This window comes from Acinetobacter sp. F16 (genome assembly GCF_052712855.1).
Window position 1 is genome coordinate 58,105 of sequence record NZ_JBRATK010000009.1, and the last position, 22,818, is coordinate 80,922.

Sequence of the window (22,818 nt, forward strand, 5' to 3'; positions counted from 1 at the left end):
TTCAGCCGAGTTTTTTCTAGTTATATCAGCTGAAGGGAAATAGAGGAAAAGAAAAATTTATTTTCTATACTTTTAATGTTTCAGTTTTGAGCTGTTCAGGGGTTAAAGCCTGATGGGTACTGGTCGCCGCCGGTAAAGTCACATTAAAAGTCGTGCCTTCGCCTTCTCTGGAATCTACAAAAATTTCACCATGGTTCAGATCAATGAATCGCTTACACAACACTAGTCCCAGACCCGTACCTTTCTCTCCTGCTGTACCTTTAATACTGGCAGTCACGGACTGCTGAAACAGCTGATCCATTTGCATTTGACTCATGCCCAAGCCTGTGTCGCGGACAGAAATATGCACGCCTGCTTCAGACTGGCTCGCAGTGATGATGACTTGCCCCGTGCCATCGGTCGGGGTGAATTTTAAAGCATTGGAAACCAGATTCTGTATCACTGAGGTGATCATATTGATATCAGCGCAGACTTTAATGCCATCTTCAATCTGGTCAATGAGCTGAATATTTTTCTTTACGGCCAGACTGTTTAAGACATCGCAGACAATCTTGGTCGACTGTTTCAATTCAAAGTTAATGGGGTGATAAATAAAACGCCCACCTTCCGCCATCGCCCAATTCAGCAGACTTTCTAGCAGATTATAGGTCGATTGTGCCGTATCGTATAAATATTCAGAAATACTTTGCACACTTGATTCATCAAGTGTTTCACGCTCTTGTGCCAACACTTCTGAAAAGCCCAGCAATCCGTGAAATGGCGCTCTTAAATCATGTGCAATAATCTGGAAAAATTTGGTTTTACTAAAGTTGAGTGCAGCCTGCTGTTCATACATTTCTTTAAGATCGGCATGGTCTGCTTTCAGCTCAATGATATGGGTCAAACTATTGGTAAAATCTTGAACGGTTGCAATATCTTCAGGATTAAAACATTGCTGATGTAAATCAAAAAACAGTGCCTGACCAATCGAAACGCCATCACTCATACGCAAATCAAAAGCCAGATAACGTTTAGCCTCTGCACCAAATTGACTTACATGCTGGACCAGATTCGGATATTGAACATGCTGATGATCAATAAAAGCCTGCCCTTCAAAATAAGCACTTAAACAGGTTTCACCTGGCGAGCAGAATGCCTTGAAACCATGAGTTGAGGAATACCAGATATAAGGTTCATTATGAAATGCCATCACAGCCTGATCAGCTCCAAGCATGCGTCGTGCAAATCTTAAAAAGCGCTCAACCTGATTCGTCGGCGTAAAAACGCCTAACAATAGTGAAAGCTTACATGCGCTAAGCTGCTCAGTTTCTGAGCCTATTTCAAGCAACTGCATTTTCATATCAGATTTATCCAATCACTATTGTTGTTGTAAAAATAATTCTCACCTTTAGCTTTATTAACAAATTTCCATAGCGAGCACAATGAAAAAAGACATAAAACGAACAAATGTGACCGTTTAAGGTAAATTTGTTTAATTTATTCCTTTGACCTGATACTCAAACCTCAGCAGAAATTTCTTTAACCAATAAAAAAACCCCAAGCCTTTAGTACTGGCTTGGGGTTTTTAAAATCTGGTCCCGAGGGTCGGACTCGAACCGACACGTCATCTCTGACAGCGGATTTTGAGTCCGCCGCGTCTACCAATTTCACCACCTCGGGAAAGGGGCTACAAGCGCATTAGCTTGTGGTGGCTATATTACTATCAAACTTCGAATTGTCAATTATCTAATTCAATCAATTGATCACTTTTATAGCAAAACCAAAAAGTTTGTCTTAAAAAGCATCAGATATCATCTCGTTTGCCCTTTTCAGGACTATAATACGGACGTTTTTCTTATTTCTATACATTGAAGATGCAACTTTCTGACTTTAACTTTGATCTCCCTGACGAACTCATTGCCCGCTACCCTTTAGAAACCCGTAGTGCTTCACGCCTTTTGCACCTAGATGCGCAAGGGCAATATCATGACTGTCATTTCACCGACATTCTTGATTTACTCGATTCTGGTGACTTGCTGATTTTAAATGACACCAAAGTGATGAAAGCACGCCTGAAAGGTAAACGTGCCTCTGGTGGTGCTGTAGAAGTTTTAGTGGAACGGATGCAGGACAAGTTTATTGCACACTGCCACATTAAAGCCAGCAACTCGCCTAAAGCCGGTGCTGAACTTTTTATTGGTGAAGACGCGGTAAAAGTAACGGTGCAAGGTCGCCACGAGAACTTGTTTATTGTCGAGTTTTCACAACCGATTTTAGATGTCTTAGATCAATACGGTGCTTTGCCGATTCCGCCTTATTTCAACCGTGAAGCCGAAGCCATTGATACCGAACGCTATCAGACCGTATTTAATGACCCGACTAAACTGGCAAGCGTCGCAGCACCAACAGCCAGCCTGCATTTCGACCAAGACTTACTGGAAAAACTTGAAGCCAAAGGCATTCAAAAAACTTTTGTGACGCTACATGTTGGCGCCGGTACATTCTTGCCGGTACGCACCACAGATATCGAAAACCACATTATGCATAGCGAATGGTGTGATGTTCCAGAGCATACGGTTGAACTGATTCGTCAAACCAAAGCCCGTGGCAATAAAGTCATTTCGGTCGGAACCACAGCAACCCGTGCCATTGAAAGTGCGGCTCAAGCGCATGGCGGCAGATTAGATGCATGGACAGGTGATACACAAATCTTCATCTATCCAGGTTATGACTTTAAAGTGGTGGATCGTTTAATTACTAACTTCCACTTACCTGAATCCACCTTATTGATGCTGGTTTCGGCATTGTCGAATCGTGATAACATTTTGAATGCCTATCATCATGCGGTAGACGCCAAATACCGCTTCTTTAGTTATGGCGATGCCATGCTGATTGATAAAATTACGCCTTAATACTTGCCGATAAAAAGAAGCACACCATGCCGCTCGATACTGTTAGACATTCGATTCATATTCGACGTAAAAAAAATGAACGGGTTTTTCAGAATATTGCGCGGCTCTGGGAGATTGGTCGTCAGGCTCAAACCCAGCAGGATATTCTGGATGGTTTGCATCCGTGGAATGCGCCGATCGTTCTCAAATTTGAAAATGTCTTGCCGCTACTTTTAGCTGCGGTAGGGCTTTTTTTTGTGCTGCCAATTTTTATTCTCCCGACCAATATCTGGCTACAGCTTGGTCTGGTGACTGGGCTATTTATGATGTTCTGGGCCTATATCAGCTACGAAGATAAAAAGCCGATTGATGATGTGATTGAATATTTAGAGCAACAGACCATCGCCAAAAAATACCAGCTCGCCTTCCTGCAACAGCCGCAACATATTTCTGTGCCGCTGCAACCGGTTTTATTGATTGCCCATTTAAAACGCCTGTTCCCAGTGTTTAATCAAGGCACGCTCTCTAATGACATCCCCTATTATGCCAGTACGGTATGGGCAGATGAGGATGGCAAACAGCATCAAGTCATGGTTTTCCAATATCATTTTGTCAATCAGGTTCGCGTGCGTGATAAAGATGGCAATGATGTCAAAGTGAAAGAAGTTCATAAAGACTTATGGGGCGTATTCGTTTTTGATGTTGAGATCCAAGGACTGGCGATTACCACAGCACGCAAGAGCTTTTATTACCCTTATAGCTTTCCTTGGCATACTAGTGATATTCAGACCAATGAAAAATTAAATATTTTTGGCAGTGACGAAATGCAAACTGCGAAATTACTTTCACCGGCATTTGTACTGAAACTGGCTGATTTCTTTGCCCAGCGTCAGGGCGATTTAATGTTCCATCCGACTAGTCATACCTTATGCTTTTTAGGTCCTGCTGATTTATTTAAAATATCGACCCGAGCTAAAAAAATTCAAGATATTTCTGTATTACGTGGACACTTACGTACTTTTAAATTACCTTATTTAGAAAGCTTACAGCGTGACTTAACGCATTTTTTAAAATAAAAACGCTTGATGTTCTGGGGACATAAAATGGGGCTGTTAATTTTTTTGCTGTTGATCATTGCCGTGGTCGTGGCATGCATCATGATTCGCAACAATATTGTGCGTCATCACAATGCGTCTATACGTGCCTGGTCGGATGTTGCCAGCTATGAACGTCAGAAAATTAAAATTCTGGATGGCCTGCAACCTTTGGTTGAACAATATTCAAGTTTTGAAAAAGGCACTTTAGAAAAAGTGACTGAACTGCGTCAGAATATTTTAAACTTGAATATCAATAATACCGACGTCTCGCAATTACAGCGCATTGAAAGCCTGAATAAAGAATTGATGCGTAGTTTAAATGTGGTGGTTGAAAACTATCCTGAACTGAAAGCCAATGAAATTTATCTTAAAATGATAAATGAGATTGAAGAACAAAATGAAAATGTCGGCGCAGCGATTACCATTTTTAACCGCAATGTAGAGCTGTTTAATAATCACATTCAGGTTTTTCCCAATAATATTATCAACACCATGACCATGGGTAAAAAAGCCATTCGTCCCTTTAGAGATCAAGCGGTTACCCAAAATTTTGACTATCGACCTAATTTTTAACAGCTCGGGATTTCTTGCATTCACCATTTATAAATAACCGCAAGAAGTCCAAAAACTATAATTTTAAAAAATTTAATAAAAAACATTAACTTTATAAAAAGAATAAAGCTCATGGTAGAACATATTCCCCTGCTCAAAGATGCATTAATTGAAGCCTTTTACCCCTTATACGACCAATATAATGAAGACCAAATTTATGCATGTGCCTTGGTTTTCAATGAATATTTACGGATGGATGATTTAGCCGTATCGACCACCCGTAGCTTATTCGCGGAGCATGAAGACGTACTTCAATATCTGTCAGAACAGGACAAATGGCAGGTGACGAAATGGCGTTATCGCGCTCACGCATCTGCAGAAAACCGTTTTGCACAATTTAAATTAATCTTGGCAGATTATTTAAAAAAAACCCATGCCTTTGGCAATCCGATGCTGGAGCAGAACCATGGCAATGCTCAAAACAATCTCGATCTGGTGATTGCCGCCTTTCAACAGGCTAAACAGGCTTTTGTGCATTCTTATGGTCTGGATACCCATAATATTGTGTTTTTTATTCACATTCCTCATCAGTCTCAAGTGGCAATCCATTCTGCACAGTGCCTCAATAGCGGCAGCCCATTACTGGATGACTTCATTCAGCATCATTCTCCCAAAACCCTGCCTCAAAACTTAGGCAGCAAACAAAAGCTATCCCAAGCTGATAAAGATCTGCTGGTCGATTTAGCACAAATGACCGAAGTTGAACCTTATGATTATTTACACATTGCACAGCAAGCCTATTTGCTGACTTTAGAATCGGCTTTTATTGACAGCAATCCCTATATTCAGAAACTGATTCAGACCATTGCCGCGATGGATTGTGGGATAAAAGATGGCTGTGCCTTGGAAAAAAATGAAATATTAGAACGTATTGAACAGTTCTATCATGCAAGCCACAACCTGACTTTAAGCAACCCAACCCCTTTTCCGATATACAGTGAAAAGGAAAGTATCGAGTTAAAATTCGACAACGCTGGTGTTTATGTGCGTAATCTAGGAAAATAGCCAACTTTTAGCGGCGAACTGTTTATTCGCTCTTGCACTGCACGCAGTGCTTTGCTCTTGTTCAGGATATTTTATGAAGTTTGAAAAACTAGGTCAGTCGGGTCGTGCCCGTCGTGGTCGTTTAACACTTGAACACGGCGTGATTGAAACGCCGGTATTTATGCCTGTTGGTACCTACGGTACTGTTAAAGGCATGCTCCCACGCGATATTGAAGACATTAAAGCCCAAATTATTTTGGGTAATACGTTTCACCTTTACTTGCGTCCAGGTTTAGACGTGATTCGTGAACATGGTGGCTTACACGAGTTCATGAAATGGAATAAACCAATTTTAACCGATTCAGGCGGCTTCCAGGTATTCAGTCTGGGTGCAATGCGCAAGATCAAAGAAGATGGCGTGACTTTCCGTTCACCAATTGATGGCTCTAAAGTCTTCTTGTCACCTGAAATTTCAATGGATATTCAACATACCTTGAATTCAGACATCGTGATGATTTTTGATGAATGTACGCCTTACCCGGCCACCCGTGAAGAAGCGCAAAAATCTTTGCAGCTGTCATTGCGCTGGGCAAAACGCTGTAAAACTCAACATCACGATGTGCTTAAAAATAAAAATGCCTTGTTCGGTATTATTCAGGGCGGTATGTACGAAGATCTTCGTGATGAATCACTCAATGGTTTAAAAGAAATTGATTTTGATGGTTTTGCCATTGGCGGTCTTTCAGTGGGTGAACCGAAAGAAGAAATGATCAAGGTACTGGACTATCTTCCTGCGAAAATGCCTGAAGATAAACCGCGTTACCTGATGGGTGTCGGCAAACCGGAGGATATCGTGGAAGCGATCCGTCGCGGTGTCGATATGTTTGACTGTGTGATGCCAACCCGTAATGCACGTAACGGTCATTATTTTGTGACAGATGGTCTGGTGCGTATCCGTAATGCCAAATATCGTCATGACCAAAGCCCGCTTGATTCGCAATGCGACTGTTATACCTGCCAGAATTTCACTCGCTCGTACTTATTCCATTTGGAAAAATGCGGTGAAATGCTCGGTTCTATGCTCGGTACCATTCATAACCTGCGTTATTACCAAAGATTTACACAAGACATCCGTGATGCGTTAGATAATGGTACTTTTGATCAATATGTCCAGGAATTTTATGCATGTCGTGGTCTAGAAGTTCCGCCTTGTCCTGAAGATTAATCTTTCAGCATTTGCGCTGAAGAAAAAGACAAGGTAAATTGCAGAACAAGTTAGTTAATTATCATATTGTTGATATACAGTTTTTTTATTTTAGGAAAATGAAATGAGCCTTTTTATTTCTACTGCTCACGCAGCGGGTGAAGCTGCAGCCCAGCCAAGTTTGGTTACTAACCTTTTGATGATTGCAGTATTTGTCGCAATTTTCTATTTCCTGATTTGGCGCCCTCAAGCAAAACGCGCTAAAGAACACCGCACCTTGGTTGAAAGCCTAGGCATCGGTAGTGAAGTGGTTTTTGCAGGCGGTTTAATGGGTAAAATCACTAAACTTGAAGGTGATTTTGCAGTGGTTGAATTAAGCCGTGGCGTAGAAGTAAAAATCCAGCGTGCAAGTGTGATTTCAGTTCTGCCTGAAGGCACATTAAATAATCTTTAATCAAAAAGAGTCGTGCCCTCGCACGACTTTTTCATTTTAAGAAGAAAATAAATGCGTTACCCAGCATGGAAATATCTGCTGATCATCGTAGTTTTGATGGTTAGTACATTATATGCCCTGCCTAGTTTGTATCCCGATGAACCTGCTGTTCAAATTTCGGGTGCCAAAGCCGGTACCCAGATTGATCAAAGCATCGTACAAAAAGCAGAGCAATTATTAGAAAGTGAAAAAATTCCAAGCCATGACAACAGCTTTAGCAATAATGCTGCCCTTTTGCGTCTCGATTCTTCTGAAGCACAGTTAAAAGCCAAAGAAGTATTGCGCCGTGGACTTGGCGATAATTATGTTGTTGCATTGAACCTTGCGCCAACCACTCCTGAATGGCTACAAAAAATTGGTGCAAAACCAATGAAATTGGGTCTGGATTTACGTGGTGGTGTGCACTTCTTGCTTGAAGTGGATATGGACAAGGCCATCAGTCAGCGTATGGAAACATCTGCGACTGATTTGCGCCGTCAACTGCGTGACAACAAGCTGAAATTCAATAGCCTTGCGTTAAATAACAACACTATTACTGTGCAGTTTGCCAACAATAGTGACCGTGATGCGGTGATGGACTTCTTGCGTCGTAATGGTAATGAATTCACTCAGCAAGCGATTGCATCTGAATCAGGTTCAACTTTACGTCTGAATTATACCGATGTACGCAAGCAAGAAATTCAGTCTTATGCAGTGAATCAAAACTTAACCACTTTACGTAACCGTATTAACGAGTTAGGTGTAGCGGAAGCACTGGTTCAAACTCAGGGTAGCAACCGCATTGTGGTTGAACTTCCGGGTGTTCAGGACACCGCTGAAGCAAAACGTGTCTTGGGCCGTACAGCGAACCTGGAGTTCCGTCTGGTTTCTGATTTGAATGACCAATATATCGATCCGTATAGCGGTAAATCGACGGGTCAGGCATTACCCCCGGGTACAGAAGTTTTTGCTTATGAATCGCTAGATAGTGGCCGTGAATTATTACTTAACCGTAACCGGATTCTTACCGGTGAACGTGTACAAAATGCATCCAGTGGCTTTAGCCAAGACAGTGGTGGTGCTGAAGTAAATATTACTTTAGACAGCGCTGGCGGCAAGCTGATGTCTGATGCAACACGTACTGCGGTAGGTAAACGCATGGCGGTACTGTTCATTGAGAACAAGCAAAAAATCAGTTATGTACCCGATCCTGTAACCGGTGCACAAACTGAAGTGCGTACGCCTTATGCAGAATCTGTCGTGATTAATGCGGCAACCATTCAAGCCGTATTGGGTTCACAATTCCGTATTACCGGTCTGGATTCACCACAAGAAGCGGCTGAACTTGCGCTGATGCTTCGTGCCGGTGCTTTGGCTGCGCCTATGTACTTCGTTGAAGAACGTGTCGTCGGTCCAAGCCTGGGTCAGGAAAATATTGACAAAGGTGTGTTATCGACTCAAATCGGTTTCATTCTGGTTGCGATCTGGATGGTGGTGTTCTTCCGTTTATTCGGTGTGATTGCCAACTTTGCCCTGATTGCCAACCTGGCGATGATCCTGACTGTCATGTCGTGGATTGGTGCTTCGCTGACCTTACCGGGTATTGCGGGTATCGTGATCACGATTGGTATGGCGGTCGATGCCAACGTACTGATCTGTGAGCGAATAAGGGAAGAGATGAAATGGGGAGCCTCGCCCAAACAAGCGATTGTCGCGGGTTATGATCGAGCCTATAACACCATTTTTGACTCCAACTTAACCACGTTCCTGGTTGCGTTTATTCTTTTTGCCATCGGCACAGGTCCTATTAAAGGCTTCGCCGTAACATTAATGATCGGTATTATTTGCTCGATGTTTACTGCAATTACAGTGACCCGTGCAATCGTACAGCTCATTTATGGCAAAAAACGTAACTTGAAGAAGTTGAGCATTTAAGGAGATCTATGATGACTGATATGACTCAACCTGATTCAAAAAAATACGGTCGCCCAGATGATGAACGCATAATTCCGTTTATGAAGATTGCCAAACCAGCGGCAATTTTTTCCATCATCCTGACTATTGCAAGTATCTTCTTTATTGTGACCAAAGGCTTAAACCTAGGTTTAGACTTTACCGGCGGTGTTTCTGCAGAGTTAAACTATGCACAACCTGCCAACCAGACTGAAGTCATTAAAGCTTTGAACCAAGCCGGTTTTAAAGATGCCGTGGTGCAAACCCTCGGTAGCAACAAAGACCTTTTGGTGCGTATGCCCCCTCAAGAGCTTGAAGTGGAAGACTTGAGTAACGCGATTACCAAAGCGGCCCAATTGCCGAATAATGCTGCTGAAGTTCACAAAGTGGACTCGGTGGGTGGTCAGGTCGGAAATGAGCTTTATGTTCGATCTGCGGGCGCTGTTGGATTGGCATTATTATTAATGCTGGTCTACGTTACGATTCGTTTCGAATTCAAGCTGGCTATAGGTGCGGTGCTTTCGTTATTCCATGACGTGCTTGTAACCGTGGGCGTTTTTGCCATGATGCAATGGCCATTCGATTTAACCGTACTGGCAGCCATCTTGGCACTTTTAGGCTTCTCGCTCAACGATAACATCGTGGTATCGGATCGTATCCGTGAAAACTTCCGTAAGATCCGTGGCGCAAGCCCGCGTGAAATTATCGATATTTCTTTGACAGAAACCCTACGCCGTACCATTCATACCTCAGCAACCTTATTGCTGGTTGTTGTGGCCATGATGCTGCTCGGTGGTGAAGGTTTACACTGGTTCTCTATCGCGATGTTTATTGGTGTATTTGTCGGTACCTATTCTTCGATTTATATCGGTACTGCATTTGCCCTGTGGCGCGGCCTGAACCGTCAAGACTTCATTGTTCAGGTTAAACCTGAATTTGAGGAAGAAGAAATTCCTAAATAACTTCTTTAAAGCCAGATCAGCTTTAAATTGACATAAAAAAGCCCATCTTCGGATGGGCTTTTTTATGCTGCAGCAAAAATGGTATCGAAAATTCATCCATCTTGCTATGTTCAATTGCTGAATGGCATTGCTTAAACTTAGAACTTAACCAGATCCGCTTTTAAAGCAACGCTTGCCACTGCCATGCCTTTAAAGCACTGATAGGTCGTGGTGCTTTTAGCTTCATTCGCTTTGAAATAGCTGACGATATTGGTGACAGAATTGGCCCCTTGCGCTTTTGCAGTATTTTGCAACTGAATTAATGCGGAACGTAACACGTGATCACAGGCTGTTTCTGCAGATTTGGCAAAACCATTGGTTTTTTTATTGGTCACCGCATCTTTTTGTATCACTTTACCGCCAGACTTGGTTCCCGCCAGATAGAACTTCACAGAACCATCCAAGGTTCCATCTGCAACAGCACGTTCAACGGCACTTTTAAAATCCAGATTATGTACAGTATCTGCAGCCTGAGCTGAAACCACCCCACCAAAACACAATGCTGCTGTAAGTGTTAATTTTTTCATTAACATGATTTTCACTCTCTTGTTGTAGTTAAACCCGTTTAAAAATAAGGGAGGTATTAATGCCTCCAAAAGCAAAATTATTGCTCATGATGATGTCGGCATTGACCTTTCTAGAATCATTCACGATGTAATCCAGATCGCCACATGCCGGATCTATTTCTTCTAAATTTAATGTGGGAACAAACTGGCTGCGCTGCATCATTTCAATACTCAGCCAGGCTTCTATCGCACCGCAAGCCCCTAAAGTATGCCCGAAATAGCTTTTTAGCGAGCTGATCGGCTTCTTGCCCAAAATTTTGGCAGTTGCCTGGCTTTCTGCAATATCGCCTTGATCGGTCGATGTACCATGTGCATTGACGTAGTCAATCTGGTCTGCCGCAATTTGCGCATCAGACAATGCCCATTGCATACAGCGTCCCATCATTTCAGAATCTGGACGTGTAACATGCTGACCATCGGTATTGCTGCCATAACCAATGACTTCTGCATAAATTTTGGCACCACGCGCTTTGGCATGTTCATATTCTTCTAAAATTAAACAGCCTGCACCTTCACCCACCACCAGGCCATCACGTTTGGCATCGAATGGACGCGGTGTTTTTTCCGGATGTTCATTTTGACCACTGGTGGCCAGCAATACATCAAACACCGCTGAACCTGCCGCACTCAGTTCCTCGGCACCACCTGCCAGCATCACGGTCTGCTTGCCGTATTTAATCGCTTCATAGGCCTGACCAATCGCCATTGAACCCGAAGTACAGGCACTGGAGGTTGGTAAAGTTAAACCTTTTAAGCCAAAATACACGGTCATGTTCACCGCACTGGTATGCGACATCATACGAATATAGGTGGTCGCATTCATTCTGTTCATGTTGTTGTCAAGCAACATGCTGCCAAACTCGCCAATTGCATCGACACTACCGGCCGATGAGCCAAATGCCACGCCAGTCTGACCACTGCTTAAGATGGGATCATTCAATAGGCCTGCATCTTCTAGGGCTTTTTCAGCACAAACCGTTGACATCAAGGCAACTCGGCCCATGCCGCGTGTCACTTTACGGTTAAAATGTTTAGGGATGGTATAGGATTCTACCGGACCACCCAATTTACTGCGTAAGTCGGTATAGACTTCCCATTCCGGCATATAGCGAATGCCACTTTTGCCCTGTTCAAAATTACTGAAGATCTGATCTGCCGTTTCACCTAAAGAAGTAATCCCGGACATGCCTGTGACCACAACACGTTTCATCAAATCAAGCCCCCATTCACAGAGATCACCTGACGCGTGATATAACTGGCATCATCACTGCATAAAAATTTCACCACTTTCGCCACTTCATCGACCTGTCCCATGCGTTGTAATGGAATCATCTTTAAGGCATGTTCTTTGACTTCTTCGGAGACCATTTCGGTTTCAATTAAACCCGGTGCCACACAGTTCACGGTAATTTTTCGTTTCGCCAGTTCCAGCGCCAAAGCTTTGGTCGCACCAATTAAACCGGCTTTTGCGGCACTGTAATTCACCTGACCACGGTTGCCCATCAAGCCTGAAACAGAAGACATGGTGACAATACGTCCGCCTTGTTTCAGGCGAATCATCGGCATGACCAGCGGCTTCAAGACATTGTAAAAACCATCCAGAGATGTAGAGATGACTTCATCCCAGTCATTGTCGGTTAAGGCCGGAAAGGCTGCATCTCGGGTTAAACCGGCATTTAGCACCACACCATAAAATGCGCCATGTTCTGCAACATCCTGTTCAAGCAATTGCATGACATGTTCGCGGTCATTCACATCAAATAAAAGCGCGTGGCTGGACTGACCCAAAGCCTGAATTTCCTGTACCACCTGCGCTGCTTCTTGTTGTCTGGATCGTGCATGGACAGTGACATCGAAACCTGATTGCGCCAATTGCAAGGCTACCGCTTTACCAATTCCGCGGCTTGAACCGGTTACTAAAATTCTTCTACTCACTCTGGCTTCCCAATATTTTTTTCAATTTCTGGCGGTTCAAACACACTCAACATGGCACTAAAACGATGTTCCCGATACTCAATTTCACAGTTAAACTGCCCCAAGCCTTCATGCAAATAGCCCTGTTCCGCTTTAATCCGTACGGTTTCCCCTAAAGCAAAATAAGGCACAGGCAACTGCATTTTACGGGTACCCAATAAAAAACCAATTTTTGGCGGCAAGCCGAGCATTTGACCTTTATGGCCTGCATAGGCGCTGATGGTCTGTGCCATGAGTTCAATACTGGTCCATGTCGGTAAACCTTCAGCTTCACAAAACATCAGTTCAGGTCGAATCACCAATTCAGCAATGGCACAATGTTCATTGGCTTCAATCAAATGATCCACAAAGACCATCGGCTTTTCATGCGGGATAAACTGTACTGCATCCATCATTTCAGTGTTGTTCCAAAAATCAGACTGATATTACTGCCACCAAAAGCAAATGAATTACTCATCACATACTGGATCGGCTGTTGCAACTGTGCATCCAGTACATAATTTTGCTCATCCAGTTCTGGGTCAATGCTACCCGATTGGTGCAGAGGCAACCATGACTGATCTGCTAAAATTTGCTGGCAAATCACCGCTTCAATGGCACCTGCTGCGCCCAGACAATGCCCTGTTTTATGCTTGGTACTGCTGATCGGCACATCATAGTGCTGGAATACTGTCTGAACGGCTTTAATTTCCATGGCATCATTTTGTGGCGTTGCCGTGCCATGCATATTCAAATAGCCAATATCACTGGTTGTAATTCCTGCGCTATCCAGCGCCTTTTGCATCGCCGCCGCAGCGCCTTTGCCTTCTGGATGCGGTGCAGAGATATGCCAGGCATCCATTGATTCACCCGCCGCCATCAACATCACCGGTGCGGTCTCTTTGGACAATAAAAACAGCCCGGCAGCTTCACCAATATTAATCCCGTCACGCTGCACACCACAGGGCTGACAAAGATCATTGGACAGGCTTTCCAGGCTATTAAATCCATTTAACGTCAGCTGACACAAGCTATCCACACCACCCACCAGAACCGCATCGGCTAGGTCTGCATTAATCAAACGCTGTCCTGCCGCCATGGCTTTGGCACTTGAAGAACAGGCGGTGGAAATGGTGTATGCCGGACCTTCCCACCCCAGATACCTCTGCAAAGCTTTGGCTAAACTGCCCATTTCCTGTTTGCAGTGTTGGACTTCAACCTCAGCCTGATTAACAAAATACTGTTTCAGCAGCTTTTCATTATCGGCAATACCAGAGGTCGAAGTACCCATAATAATCGCCAGACGTTTGCGATCAAACTGTGCCGTATAGTCGCGCACAGCAGTTTCAATTGAACTTAAGGCGGTTAAGGCAAAACGTAAATTACGCGAATCGACATCTTGCAAAAATGCTGGAATAGATTCGATTAAGGGCTGCTGATAGGCGCCTACCCAGACCTGCTTTTCCGGGATAAATCCTGAAACCAGGCTCAAAGTATTTTGCTCTGTGGTCAACGCCTGTTTGATCTGTTCAGCGGTATTCCCGAGTGCGGATAAACCCACGCTGAACTGAATCCCGACTGCAGGATGTTGTGTACTGATTGGATCACCCATCATCATCGCCTCTTATTCAGTGCTTTCCACATCGCTGCTTTCTACCTCAGTGTTTTCCAAGCCATCATTGATGCGACTGATGACCATTTGATAAGGCACTTGCAGATTATCCAATTCAATCACATCATTTTCATGTTTGATGTTTAATACATGCTGCTGATTGATAAAAACCGACTGTGCCTGAGCAGATTTTTCAATGCGAACATTCTGCTGCTGCAACTGGGCAAAATTCGGATAAGTTGCATATAAAATATCGCGCACCACAAATTCAAATGGCAACAGCTTCATTTGCTCGATCCGCTGTTCGACATGGACTTTATGACCATCAAAACTCAGCTTGAATAATTGCTGCCCAGTCAGGGTTAAAGCCAGCATCTCCAGTCTTGAACCTTGCTGTTGCTGATACAGTAGAAAACTAAAACTCTGCTCTTTCCACTGAACTTCAAGCTGATCCTGACGCTGATAATTCTGTGCAGCCCAGGTTGCAGTTGCCAGACCTTGTGCTTTGGGCAGCATCGATTGGCAGCCGCTACAGAGCAGGACACCAGCGAGTAACATTGCAGTCCATTTCAGTTGCATATTAGCCACCATTGCTTTGGGTTTCAGTTTGCTGTGGATCGCGGCAATATTCAGCCAAGGTGCTTAAGCGTTTTTTGGCATTTTTATGAATCGGATTCGTGGTATCCCAGGCATAACCGGCCAGCAGTGATGACACCATACGACGAATTTTTTCATCCTGATTTTTCGAGAACACCACATCCTGAAATTCACCGTCATACCAAGATTCCACATAGGCACGGAACACTTGAATGCCAGCACGTAACGGCTTTTCATACTGTTCCATCCAGTTGACCTGTTGCCCTTGCAGCACCTGATCCACCAAAGGAATCGCCAGGCTTGAAGACTTCAAGGCAATGGTGACACCTGATGAAAATACCGGGTCGAGGAATTCACCGGCATTGCCCAAGAGCGCATAATTACGGTCCGCCAAATGTTTCACATTGGCAGAATAGCCCACTAAAGTGCGGACTGGCGTATCAAATTTGGCATTGCGCAAGACATGCGACAGGCTTTCGTCATCGGCCAGAATCCGTTTAAACAAGGCTGCCAGATCATGATCAGCACTGCCATCAAAGCCATATTGTGCAAAGAAGTCTTGCTCTGCCACCACACCAAAAGATGAACGGCCGTCGGCAAATGGAATCACCCAATACCAAGCGCGATGGTCTTTAGCGTGCACGGTAATCAGGACTTTTTCACGGTCAAAATCGGGATCATCTAAAATGCCGTCTTCAATATGGCTAAACACGGCACGACGTACCGGAAAGTTGGAGGGGCTTTCCAGGTCTAAGAACTTCGGCAAGATTCGGCCAAAACCACTGGCATCGAGTAAAAATTTAGCCTGAATCTGATACACATTTTGCTGCTCATCTTTTACCGTCAAAATGGGCTGATCTGAGACAACATCGACATCAATCACTTCATGCCCAAAACGAATTTCTGCACCCTGTTTTTCAGCTTGCTCTGCCAGTAAATGGTCAAAGTTGGCACGGCGAACCTGCCAGGTGGTGCCTGGACCTTCGCTAAACTTCTGGGTAAAGTCATAAAAACTGCGCTGCTTGCCTCTTAAGAACGCCGCGCCATTTTTAAACTGAAAGGCAAACTCGCCAACATGCTCATGTACCGTATCCAGCAGCCCTGCTTCTTCCAAGAAAACCATGGATTGTGGCAATAATGACTCACCAATCGAAAAACGTGGGAAATATTGTTTTTCAATAATCGTCACCCGATAGCCCTTTTGACGCAACAATGCTGCTGCCGAACTGCCTGATGGCCCCGCGCCGATAATCAATACATCTGTGTGTTGCATGGTGCTCATTGCACTGTACCTTAATTTCTCAGTTCTTTGACTGATATTGTTGAAGCACAACATGTTTGGTATCGGAAGATGTAAACAATGTTGCGTAAATAAATGAAAAAATCACTCCAAGTAAAACCGTCAAGCCAAAGCAGTGAATCGCATAGGTATGGCTAAACGATAATAACCCGAAACCCAGCAAGGTCGACATCATACATAGGAATAAGGCCATGCCCACCACTTGCGGATGATCATGTCCATGCCGGTAGAAAATGGCATAGTCCACCCCAATCCCGATAATCAGGAAAGTGCCCATAATGCTGAATAAATTGATTTCAACACCCAGCCAAGCCTGAATTGCAAAGGTAGTCATCAACGCCAGACTTACCGGTAGCACCAAAGGCAAAACTGACTTGATCCCATAAATAATGCCCAAGCCAATAGCCAAGGTAATTAAAGCCGAAAGCAATAACCACTGCGCCTGAATACGGTGCTGCTGAAACAGTTCAGACAACTGATTCACCGGACGTAACAGTTGTACCTGCGAACTATTCAGTTGTTCCAAAGCGGCAACATTATGGACATTTTGCAACAGCACCAGACGCTCGGTTGGACTCATTTGCAAAAAGGCCAAGGGATGCTGGGCCATTTCAGCAGGACTAAGTAATGGTTGCTGTGCGAGTTGCTTTTGCCAAGCTAACACCTCTGCCGGATTCAGCTGCAATGCTGCTGCATAATCCTGTAAGGCACTGGCAGGAATCGCCTGCAATAACTGAATATTGTGCTGTTGTTGCGCTAACGATGGCAGCCACTGTCCTAAAGCCTGAACGGTCTCTAAAGCCCCTTCACGTTGTAAGATTTGCAGTTTTTGCAGCAATTGCTGTTCATTTTTTTCAAGCTCCTGCGCTGTGTCGCCATGTACCACAAAGTATTCACTGCTTTGTTGCTGCATAAAGCGTTCACGTACATACTGATCTTCCTGCTTCAGCTTCTGATCCATACTTTGTAAATTACGGATATCATCATTGCTTTGCAGCAACATTAAGCTGCCGCCCGCGACCACAGCAATCACTGCAATCAAGCCGTAACACAGACTGTTTTTGGCTTGCACAAAGCTGCGTGCTTTGCCAATAAAACTTAAGCGGCGAATCGCTGGTTCGGCATTTAAAGGCGGCAAACGTGGCAACAATAAAATGCTGGTGATCCAGGCTGCAGCCAGACCGACCATCGAGAAAACAGCAATCTGCCTAAAGCCCGGAAATGGGGTAAAACTCAAGAAGATATAAGCGACCAATGTGGTCATCAGGCCCATAAACAGGCTGGGCAATAATGGCTTTAATACGGCAAAACCATTGAGATATCGATGCTGCGATTGCATCGCCATAAAGTAAAAAGAGAAATCGACACAGACCCCGACCAGACTGGCACCAAACACCAAAGTCATCAGGTGAATTTCACCAAATACCCAATGGGTGATGGCAAAGGCCACCAGACATCCGGTACCGACAGCAATCATTTCAGTCAGCATCGGACGAACCGAGCGAAAACCAAACAGTACCAACAGGAAAATCCCGATGCTAGAACCCACCCCAATAGTAGAAATCTCTTTTTCCGCCGAGGTGGTGCCGAACTGGGCAAACAGCAAGGTGCCGGTCCAGTGCGGCTCAACCCGCATCTGTTTCAGTTTTGCATTGATCTGCTCAATCCATGCTGATGTTTTTTCCTGATAATCAATATTATACGGACTGTTTTTCAGCTCTAAAACCAATAAACGTGAAATACCTTGATCATCTCGAATGGTGGCAAAGCCATCTTCCAACGCAATATCAGCATTGCTCTGTAAACTGGATAAGCCCATGGCATAACGCGGAAACAATAATAGCGGATCTTGTTGTAACAGCTCTGCAGTGACCGGCATACCCGGACTCATGATTTGTAATAAACCTTGGTCTGTCAGGGAGGCATAATCTTGTTTTTCCAGCAGTTTTTGATCAGCTGAGGTCAGCAGACCGGCACGATGCTGATATAACACCTGGGCAAATTTTTCACTATCCAGCTGTGCATGTAGCGGTTGCCATAAATCCGTTGCAGCCATACTTTGTTTAAAGGTGCTGGTGGCTTTGTCTAAAGCGACATCATCTTTGGCATTTAGCACCACAAAGACTTTGTCATTCAGCTGCTGACTGACATATTGCTGCGCCCGTTCCAGCCGTGGATCATGATGGGCTTCCGGCAATAAGGCAAAGATATTGGTTTGAATATGAATATCTTTTTTCAGCCATGCCGTACCCAGCGCGATGGCAATCACGCTGAGTACAATCAGCCAAAGCGCGGTAAATTTATTTTGCCAGTTGGAAAAGCGCATTTTCCTCAGCCGTTAAAGTTTGGGGTTGAGTGGTTTGCTGGCTAAAGCGAATGGTGGTGCTGTTATTGGCTTTCTCGCGAATCACAATACGGTCAACATAACGCTGCCCTTGTGCATCGACCCGGACAAATAATTTTTTAAATAAACTGCTTTTCGGGGTTAAGGTCACATTCCACTGTGCAGGCGAATAACTGGCAGAAACAATATTGAAGTTTTTGGCAATTGCCGCTTCATTACCCGACATCAGCTGCAAGAACATGGTTGCCACCGAACCATAGGGTGATTTATTAATTTCAATCTGACTATGCGTGCGCTGGGTTTTTTGCACCAGTTTACGTGGGGTCACAATCAGCTCGGCTTTGACCGGATTTTGAATTTTCCAGATTACGCCCTGCGATTTGGAAAATAAAACCGTGCCTTTAGAGACAAAGGTTTTATTCATTGACGCTAGCTTTTTTTGCTGTTCAAAATTGGCCCGTACCGTTGGAGTTTCGGAAAGCTGTCCAAAAATTTGTCTGAGCTGCGGATTTTGCGCATGCACCGCTTGCGACAGCAACATTAGCAGAGACAACAGCCCTGCCATTAATAATCCTGCTGCACGTTGTAGATTGAAATATGTCATCTTGCTTTACTCCGACTTAAACTCAGACCAAGCGTTTAAACGCTGCAATAAAATTTGCGGTGACTGGAAACACATTTCACGGCTTGCAATATGTACCGCCACTTGGGTGGTATAGCCTTTGGTCAGCCTTTTACCAGTTTCCGCATCAAAAATTTGATATTCAATTTTCAGGCGATTTTCCCATTCTTTTAAAATGGCACGCACCCGAATTTTTTGTTGAAACAGGATGCCATGTGCATAACGCACGTGGCTTTCAATCACAGGCCATGCATAGCCGGAATCACGCATCTGTTTATAGTTATACTGAAACTGGTCCAGCAACTTGCAGCGTGCAATTTCAAAATACTTTAGATAATGCCCATGCCAGACCACGTCCATGGTATCCACATCATGAAATGGCACTTCAATCATCACATCGGCATGCATAGTGTGTATCCCATCACGTTTAGCGAACAAGTTGACTGTTCAATAATTCCAGATTTTCCAAACGATCCACCAGTTGCTGCAACTCGTGCTGCAATGGACGGTCTTCAACCACGTAGTCAAATGTTTGCAACACCCAAGTCTTAAATGCAGCCAACACTTCAGCCAGTTTGCCATCCAGACCTTTTAAGTGAATGGCTTGGACACTGGCACAACACAGTGCAGCAATCACCTGTTCGGTCAGTACAATTACACGGCTGGCATCACGTGCAGCAATAGTGCCCATGCTGACCTTGTCCTGATTATGGCATTCGGTTGAGCGTGAGAAAATCGAAGCCGAAAGGGTTTGTTTCAAGGCTTCTGCCGTCCATGCCGACACGCCAATCTGTACTGCCTTAAAGCCATGATTCAGCGGCAAACGTTCTGCTGTGGCACCTGTCAGATTCCGTGGCAAGCCATTATTCATTTTATAGTCAACCAGTTGTGCCAGTTGACGATCCATTAAATCGGCAATATTGGCAACCATGATTTTCAGGCTGTCCATGGCTTGGGCAATATGTCCTCCATAGAAATGACCACCATGCAATACGCGTAAATTCACTGGATCAATCAGTGGATTGTCATTACTCGAGTTCAATTCATTTTCAATGAACTGGCGCAACCAGGGTTTAGAATCTTCAAACACGCCAATAATATGCGGTGCACAGCGTAGCGAATAACGGTCTTGTAAACGTGAACTCTGATGCTCGGTTTGCACTTCACTGTTTAGCCAATCGCGCAATTGCGCGGCAATATTTTGCTGCCCCGGATGCGGCTTTTGCGCAAACAGTACTTCATCAAAATGACTTGGATTACCTTCCAAAGCCAAAACATTCAGCGCGGTAATACAGGTGCTGGCCAAACTGATCTGTTCGGCTTTTTTATAGTTCAGGCAGGCAATCGCGGTCATCACCGCTGTACCGTTCATCAGTGCCAGTCCTTCTTTGGGACGCATCACCAAAGGCTGCATGCCTTTTTCTGCATAGACACGACTGATTGGAACAATCTGCCCCTGATAATACACATCACGCTCACCGACCAAAGCACCGGCAATATAGGACAATGGGGTTAAATCTCCACTCGCCCCGACTGAACCTTCTGATGGAATCACCGGAATCACATTTTCATTTAACATCCATACCAGACGTTGCAGCAGCGCATGTGAAACGCCGGAATAGCCGCGAGCCAGTGAACACAAACGTGTCGCCACCACCGCACGTGCGGTGATTAAATCCAGATTTTGCCCCAGACCACAGCCATGAAAACGCGATAAATGCAAAGGCAGTTCATTGACCTGATGCGCGGGAATTTCTACCAGACAGGAATCGCCATAACCGGTGGTTACGCCATAAATTACGCCTTCATCCTGCAACAGTTGATCCAGAAAATCTGCACCGCGCTGTATCAACTCGCGCCATTCAGTGCTGGCAGGCAAAGCCACTGATTTTTCCTGACGTGCAACAGCAACCACATCTTCAATCGAGAGTGGTGTTTCCCCAACAACTAACACTTGCATTAATCTTTGTTCCAAAAATTATAGAAATTAAACCATTGATATGGCGCACGAATACAGTGCCGTTCTAGTAAGCTGACATATTGGCCTGTGATGTTTTGAATGGCTTGCATGCGGTTTTTTCGAGGGAAATTCAGCTTTTCCGCAATGGAGTGAATATGTACTTCAAATTGATGATCAACTCGATAACAAAACACGGCCAATACCGGCACTTTTAACAGGTTGGCTAAAATCCAGGCCCCTTGCGGCCAGTTGGCCTGTTCACCTAAAAATGAAATTGGCTGTACGCGATCCGATTGCACAGGTACGCGGTCTGCCGCAACAATAACCCATTCACCCTGATCCAATTTGTCCTGCAAAATCAAGGCAGTTTCAATCCCTAATTCATCGACCGAAACCAGATTGACATCGGCATGATCATTCAGTTTTTTCAGGAACTGGTTAAATTTGGTGGCATGTTTTTGATAGACCAACACATTAATTTTTTGTGGATGTCCCGATTTAATCGCCCGCAGCAATTCAATATTGCCGAAATGCGACACCACAATCACCGCGCCTTTTTGATAATGCTGACGGAAATGTTCATGACCATGTAAAACCAGTTGCTGCTCGGGAATTTTCCCTAGCCAGCCTTCAATTTTATCCAGAATACATTCACCAAACTGCATCAAATGCAAATAGCTATGACTTAAACCCGGTGTGGTTTTAAACGGCGAATCAGTGCCTGCAAAATGATGCAAGCGGGTTAAATAGCGTTGTGAGGCCTGCCGTGCAGTGACTGAAAAAATCCAGAACCATAAAATAATAAAATACATCAATACACGGCACAGCCAGCGACCGCCAAGACGATAGAAAGCCAGCATGAGCGTCAGTGAGGTCATGCTGCCACGTTCCTGAATATCACTCCATTTGCTTGAATTCAGCTCAGCCACAACTCAACCTTTCACTTTCTGTGCCAGCAATTTGGGCAAGCGCAGCAACATACCGCCAAACAGGCGTACATGCGCCTGACTCATCCCCAGATTGTCACGCCATACATTGAAATGCGAAATACCATCTGCAGGATAAATCACTTTGGTCGGCACATTGATAAAAGGCACATTGGCCCATTTCAAACGGACTAAAATTTCGCTATCGAAGCCCATACGGGGCTGAAATTTTGCAGAATCTAGTACTTGAATGGTCTTGGCTAGAGGATAAACCCGAAAACCGCACATGCTATCCTTAATCTCAAAAGACAGGCTGTTGATCCACACCCAGATATGGGTGGCATAACGGCCGTATAAACGTTTTTTGGGAACCGATTCATCAAAAATCGGCTGGCCGATGACCATCGCTTGCGGTTTTTGTTGAGATATTTGCAAAAACTTTGCCACATCTTGCCAGTCATGCTGACCGTCAGAATCGAGCTGCAAGGCATGACTGAAACCTAGTTCATGTGCATGACGCAAACCGCTAATCACCGCCTGCCCTTTGCCCTGATTATGGCTATGCTCAACCAGCTCCACCCATGGATGTTGTGCTGCAATATCATGTAAAAGTGCTGTACATGCAGCATCACTGCCATCATTGACCAGAATGATCGGCATCTGAAACTGATCCAGATGAGTGACCAAAGCCTCAATATAATGCGGATGGTTATAAACTGGAATCACAAAACAATGCTGCATATAC

General features: G+C 44.5%; 22 protein-coding genes and 1 tRNA gene. 8 read left to right on the plus strand and 15 right to left on the minus strand.

Annotation, left to right across the window (positions count from 1 at the left end; all coding sequences use genetic code 11):
• Positions 1–64: 64 nt before the first annotated feature.
• Together ACU0NF_RS07220 and ACU0NF_RS07225 are read right to left on the minus strand one after the other, a co-directional pair.
• Positions 65–1,339: a sensor histidine kinase gene (locus ACU0NF_RS07220; protein WP_445660636.1), complete on the minus strand. Its 1,275-nt coding sequence runs from the start codon at positions 1,337–1,339 to the stop codon at positions 65–67.
• Between the two features lie 233 nt (positions 1,340–1,572).
• A tRNA-Leu gene (locus ACU0NF_RS07225) sits at positions 1,573–1,659 on the minus strand.
• A 194-nt stretch (positions 1,660–1,853) separates the two neighbouring features.
• Between ACU0NF_RS07225 and queA the strand changes: the two genes are divergently transcribed.
• From queA to secF, 8 genes are all read left to right on the plus strand, one after another.
• Positions 1,854–2,891 (plus strand): tRNA preQ1(34) S-adenosylmethionine ribosyltransferase-isomerase QueA, encoded by a 1,038-nt coding sequence (gene queA, locus ACU0NF_RS07230; protein WP_445660637.1) that lies wholly within the window; start codon positions 1,854–1,856, stop codon positions 2,889–2,891.
• A gap of 26 nt (positions 2,892–2,917) precedes the next feature.
• Entirely contained in the window at positions 2,918–3,946 is a 1,029-nt protein-coding gene (locus tag ACU0NF_RS07235) for a hypothetical protein (RefSeq protein ID WP_445660638.1), read from the plus strand.
• Positions 3,947–3,973: 27 nt separating this feature from the next.
• Positions 3,974–4,540, plus strand: coding sequence for a LemA family protein (locus tag ACU0NF_RS07240; RefSeq protein ID WP_131383230.1), 567 nt, complete (start codon positions 3,974–3,976; stop codon positions 4,538–4,540).
• A gap of 111 nt (positions 4,541–4,651) precedes the next feature.
• Positions 4,652–5,584, plus strand: coding sequence for a DUF4303 domain-containing protein (locus tag ACU0NF_RS07245; protein ID WP_445660639.1), 933 nt, complete (start codon positions 4,652–4,654; stop codon positions 5,582–5,584).
• 73 nt (positions 5,585–5,657) lie between these two features.
• The gene (gene tgt / locus ACU0NF_RS07250) at positions 5,658–6,788 is read left to right on the plus strand and encodes a tRNA guanosine(34) transglycosylase Tgt (RefSeq protein WP_131317046.1); all 1,131 of its coding nucleotides are present in this window, start codon (positions 5,658–5,660) and stop codon (positions 6,786–6,788) included.
• A 103-nt stretch (positions 6,789–6,891) separates the two neighbouring features.
• A complete protein-coding gene (yajC, locus tag ACU0NF_RS07255) occupies positions 6,892–7,221 on the plus strand; it encodes a preprotein translocase subunit YajC (RefSeq protein ID WP_445660640.1) in 330 nt (109 codons plus the stop codon).
• Positions 7,222–7,272: 51 nt separating this feature from the next.
• Positions 7,273–9,174 carry a protein translocase subunit SecD gene (secD, locus tag ACU0NF_RS07260; RefSeq protein WP_445660641.1) on the plus strand — a complete coding sequence of 634 codons (1,902 nt, stop codon included), beginning with the start codon at positions 7,273–7,275 and terminating at the stop codon, positions 9,172–9,174.
• Between the two features lie 8 nt (positions 9,175–9,182).
• Entirely contained in the window at positions 9,183–10,154 is a 972-nt protein-coding gene (gene secF, locus ACU0NF_RS07265) for a protein translocase subunit SecF (RefSeq protein WP_131383234.1), read from the plus strand.
• A gap of 137 nt (positions 10,155–10,291) precedes the next feature.
• Here secF and ACU0NF_RS07270 read toward each other — a convergent pair whose 3' ends face one another.
• From ACU0NF_RS07270 to ACU0NF_RS07330, 13 genes are all read right to left on the minus strand, one after another.
• On the minus strand, positions 10,292–10,726 hold the full coding sequence (locus ACU0NF_RS07270) for an excinuclease (RefSeq protein ID WP_131383235.1): 435 nt from the start codon (positions 10,724–10,726) through the stop codon (positions 10,292–10,294).
• A gap of 22 nt (positions 10,727–10,748) precedes the next feature.
• Positions 10,749–11,969, minus strand: coding sequence for a beta-ketoacyl-ACP synthase (locus tag ACU0NF_RS07275; RefSeq protein ID WP_445660642.1), 1,221 nt, complete (start codon positions 11,967–11,969; stop codon positions 10,749–10,751).
• On the minus strand, positions 11,969–12,694 hold the full coding sequence (locus ACU0NF_RS07280; RefSeq protein ID WP_445660643.1) for a 3-ketoacyl-ACP reductase FabG2: 726 nt from the start codon (positions 12,692–12,694) through the stop codon (positions 11,969–11,971). Before ACU0NF_RS07280 ends, ACU0NF_RS07275 begins: the two co-directional genes overlap by 1 nt.
• Positions 12,691–13,128 carry an ApeP family dehydratase gene (locus ACU0NF_RS07285; RefSeq protein ID WP_131317058.1) on the minus strand — a complete coding sequence of 146 codons (438 nt, stop codon included), beginning with the start codon at positions 13,126–13,128 and terminating at the stop codon, positions 12,691–12,693. Before ACU0NF_RS07285 ends, ACU0NF_RS07280 begins: the two co-directional genes overlap by 4 nt.
• Complete coding sequence (locus ACU0NF_RS07290) at positions 13,125–14,324, minus strand: beta-ketoacyl-[acyl-carrier-protein] synthase family protein (RefSeq protein ID WP_445660644.1); 1,200 nt, start codon at positions 14,322–14,324, stop codon at positions 13,125–13,127. The genes ACU0NF_RS07285 and ACU0NF_RS07290 overlap by 4 nt, the downstream gene beginning before the upstream one ends.
• A gap of 12 nt (positions 14,325–14,336) precedes the next feature.
• Positions 14,337–14,903 carry a DUF3261 domain-containing protein gene (locus tag ACU0NF_RS07295; protein WP_445660645.1) on the minus strand — a complete coding sequence of 189 codons (567 nt, stop codon included), beginning with the start codon at positions 14,901–14,903 and terminating at the stop codon, positions 14,337–14,339.
• A gap of 1 nt (position 14,904) precedes the next feature.
• Entirely contained in the window at positions 14,905–16,203 is a 1,299-nt protein-coding gene (locus ACU0NF_RS07300) for an NAD(P)/FAD-dependent oxidoreductase (RefSeq protein WP_445660646.1), read from the minus strand.
• Positions 16,204–16,222: 19 nt separating this feature from the next.
• On the minus strand, positions 16,223–18,547 hold the full coding sequence (locus tag ACU0NF_RS07305; RefSeq protein WP_445660647.1) for an MMPL family transporter: 2,325 nt from the start codon (positions 18,545–18,547) through the stop codon (positions 16,223–16,225).
• On the minus strand, positions 18,522–19,106 hold the full coding sequence (locus tag ACU0NF_RS07310; RefSeq protein ID WP_445660680.1) for a LolA family protein: 585 nt from the start codon (positions 19,104–19,106) through the stop codon (positions 18,522–18,524). The genes ACU0NF_RS07305 and ACU0NF_RS07310 overlap by 26 nt, the downstream gene beginning before the upstream one ends.
• Before the next feature lie 69 nt (positions 19,107–19,175).
• Positions 19,176–19,595: an acyl-CoA thioesterase gene (locus tag ACU0NF_RS07315; protein ID WP_445660648.1), complete on the minus strand. Its 420-nt coding sequence runs from the start codon at positions 19,593–19,595 to the stop codon at positions 19,176–19,178.
• Between the two features lie 19 nt (positions 19,596–19,614).
• The gene (locus ACU0NF_RS07320; RefSeq protein WP_445660649.1) at positions 19,615–21,147 is read right to left on the minus strand and encodes an HAL/PAL/TAL family ammonia-lyase; all 1,533 of its coding nucleotides are present in this window, start codon (positions 21,145–21,147) and stop codon (positions 19,615–19,617) included.
• Complete coding sequence (locus ACU0NF_RS07325; protein WP_445660681.1) at positions 21,147–22,025, minus strand: LpxL/LpxP family acyltransferase; 879 nt, start codon at positions 22,023–22,025, stop codon at positions 21,147–21,149. Before ACU0NF_RS07325 ends, ACU0NF_RS07320 begins: the two co-directional genes overlap by 1 nt.
• A gap of 54 nt (positions 22,026–22,079) precedes the next feature.
• Positions 22,080–22,814, minus strand: coding sequence for a glycosyltransferase family 2 protein (locus ACU0NF_RS07330; RefSeq protein WP_445660650.1), 735 nt, complete (start codon positions 22,812–22,814; stop codon positions 22,080–22,082).
• Positions 22,815–22,818 lie beyond the last annotated feature (4 nt).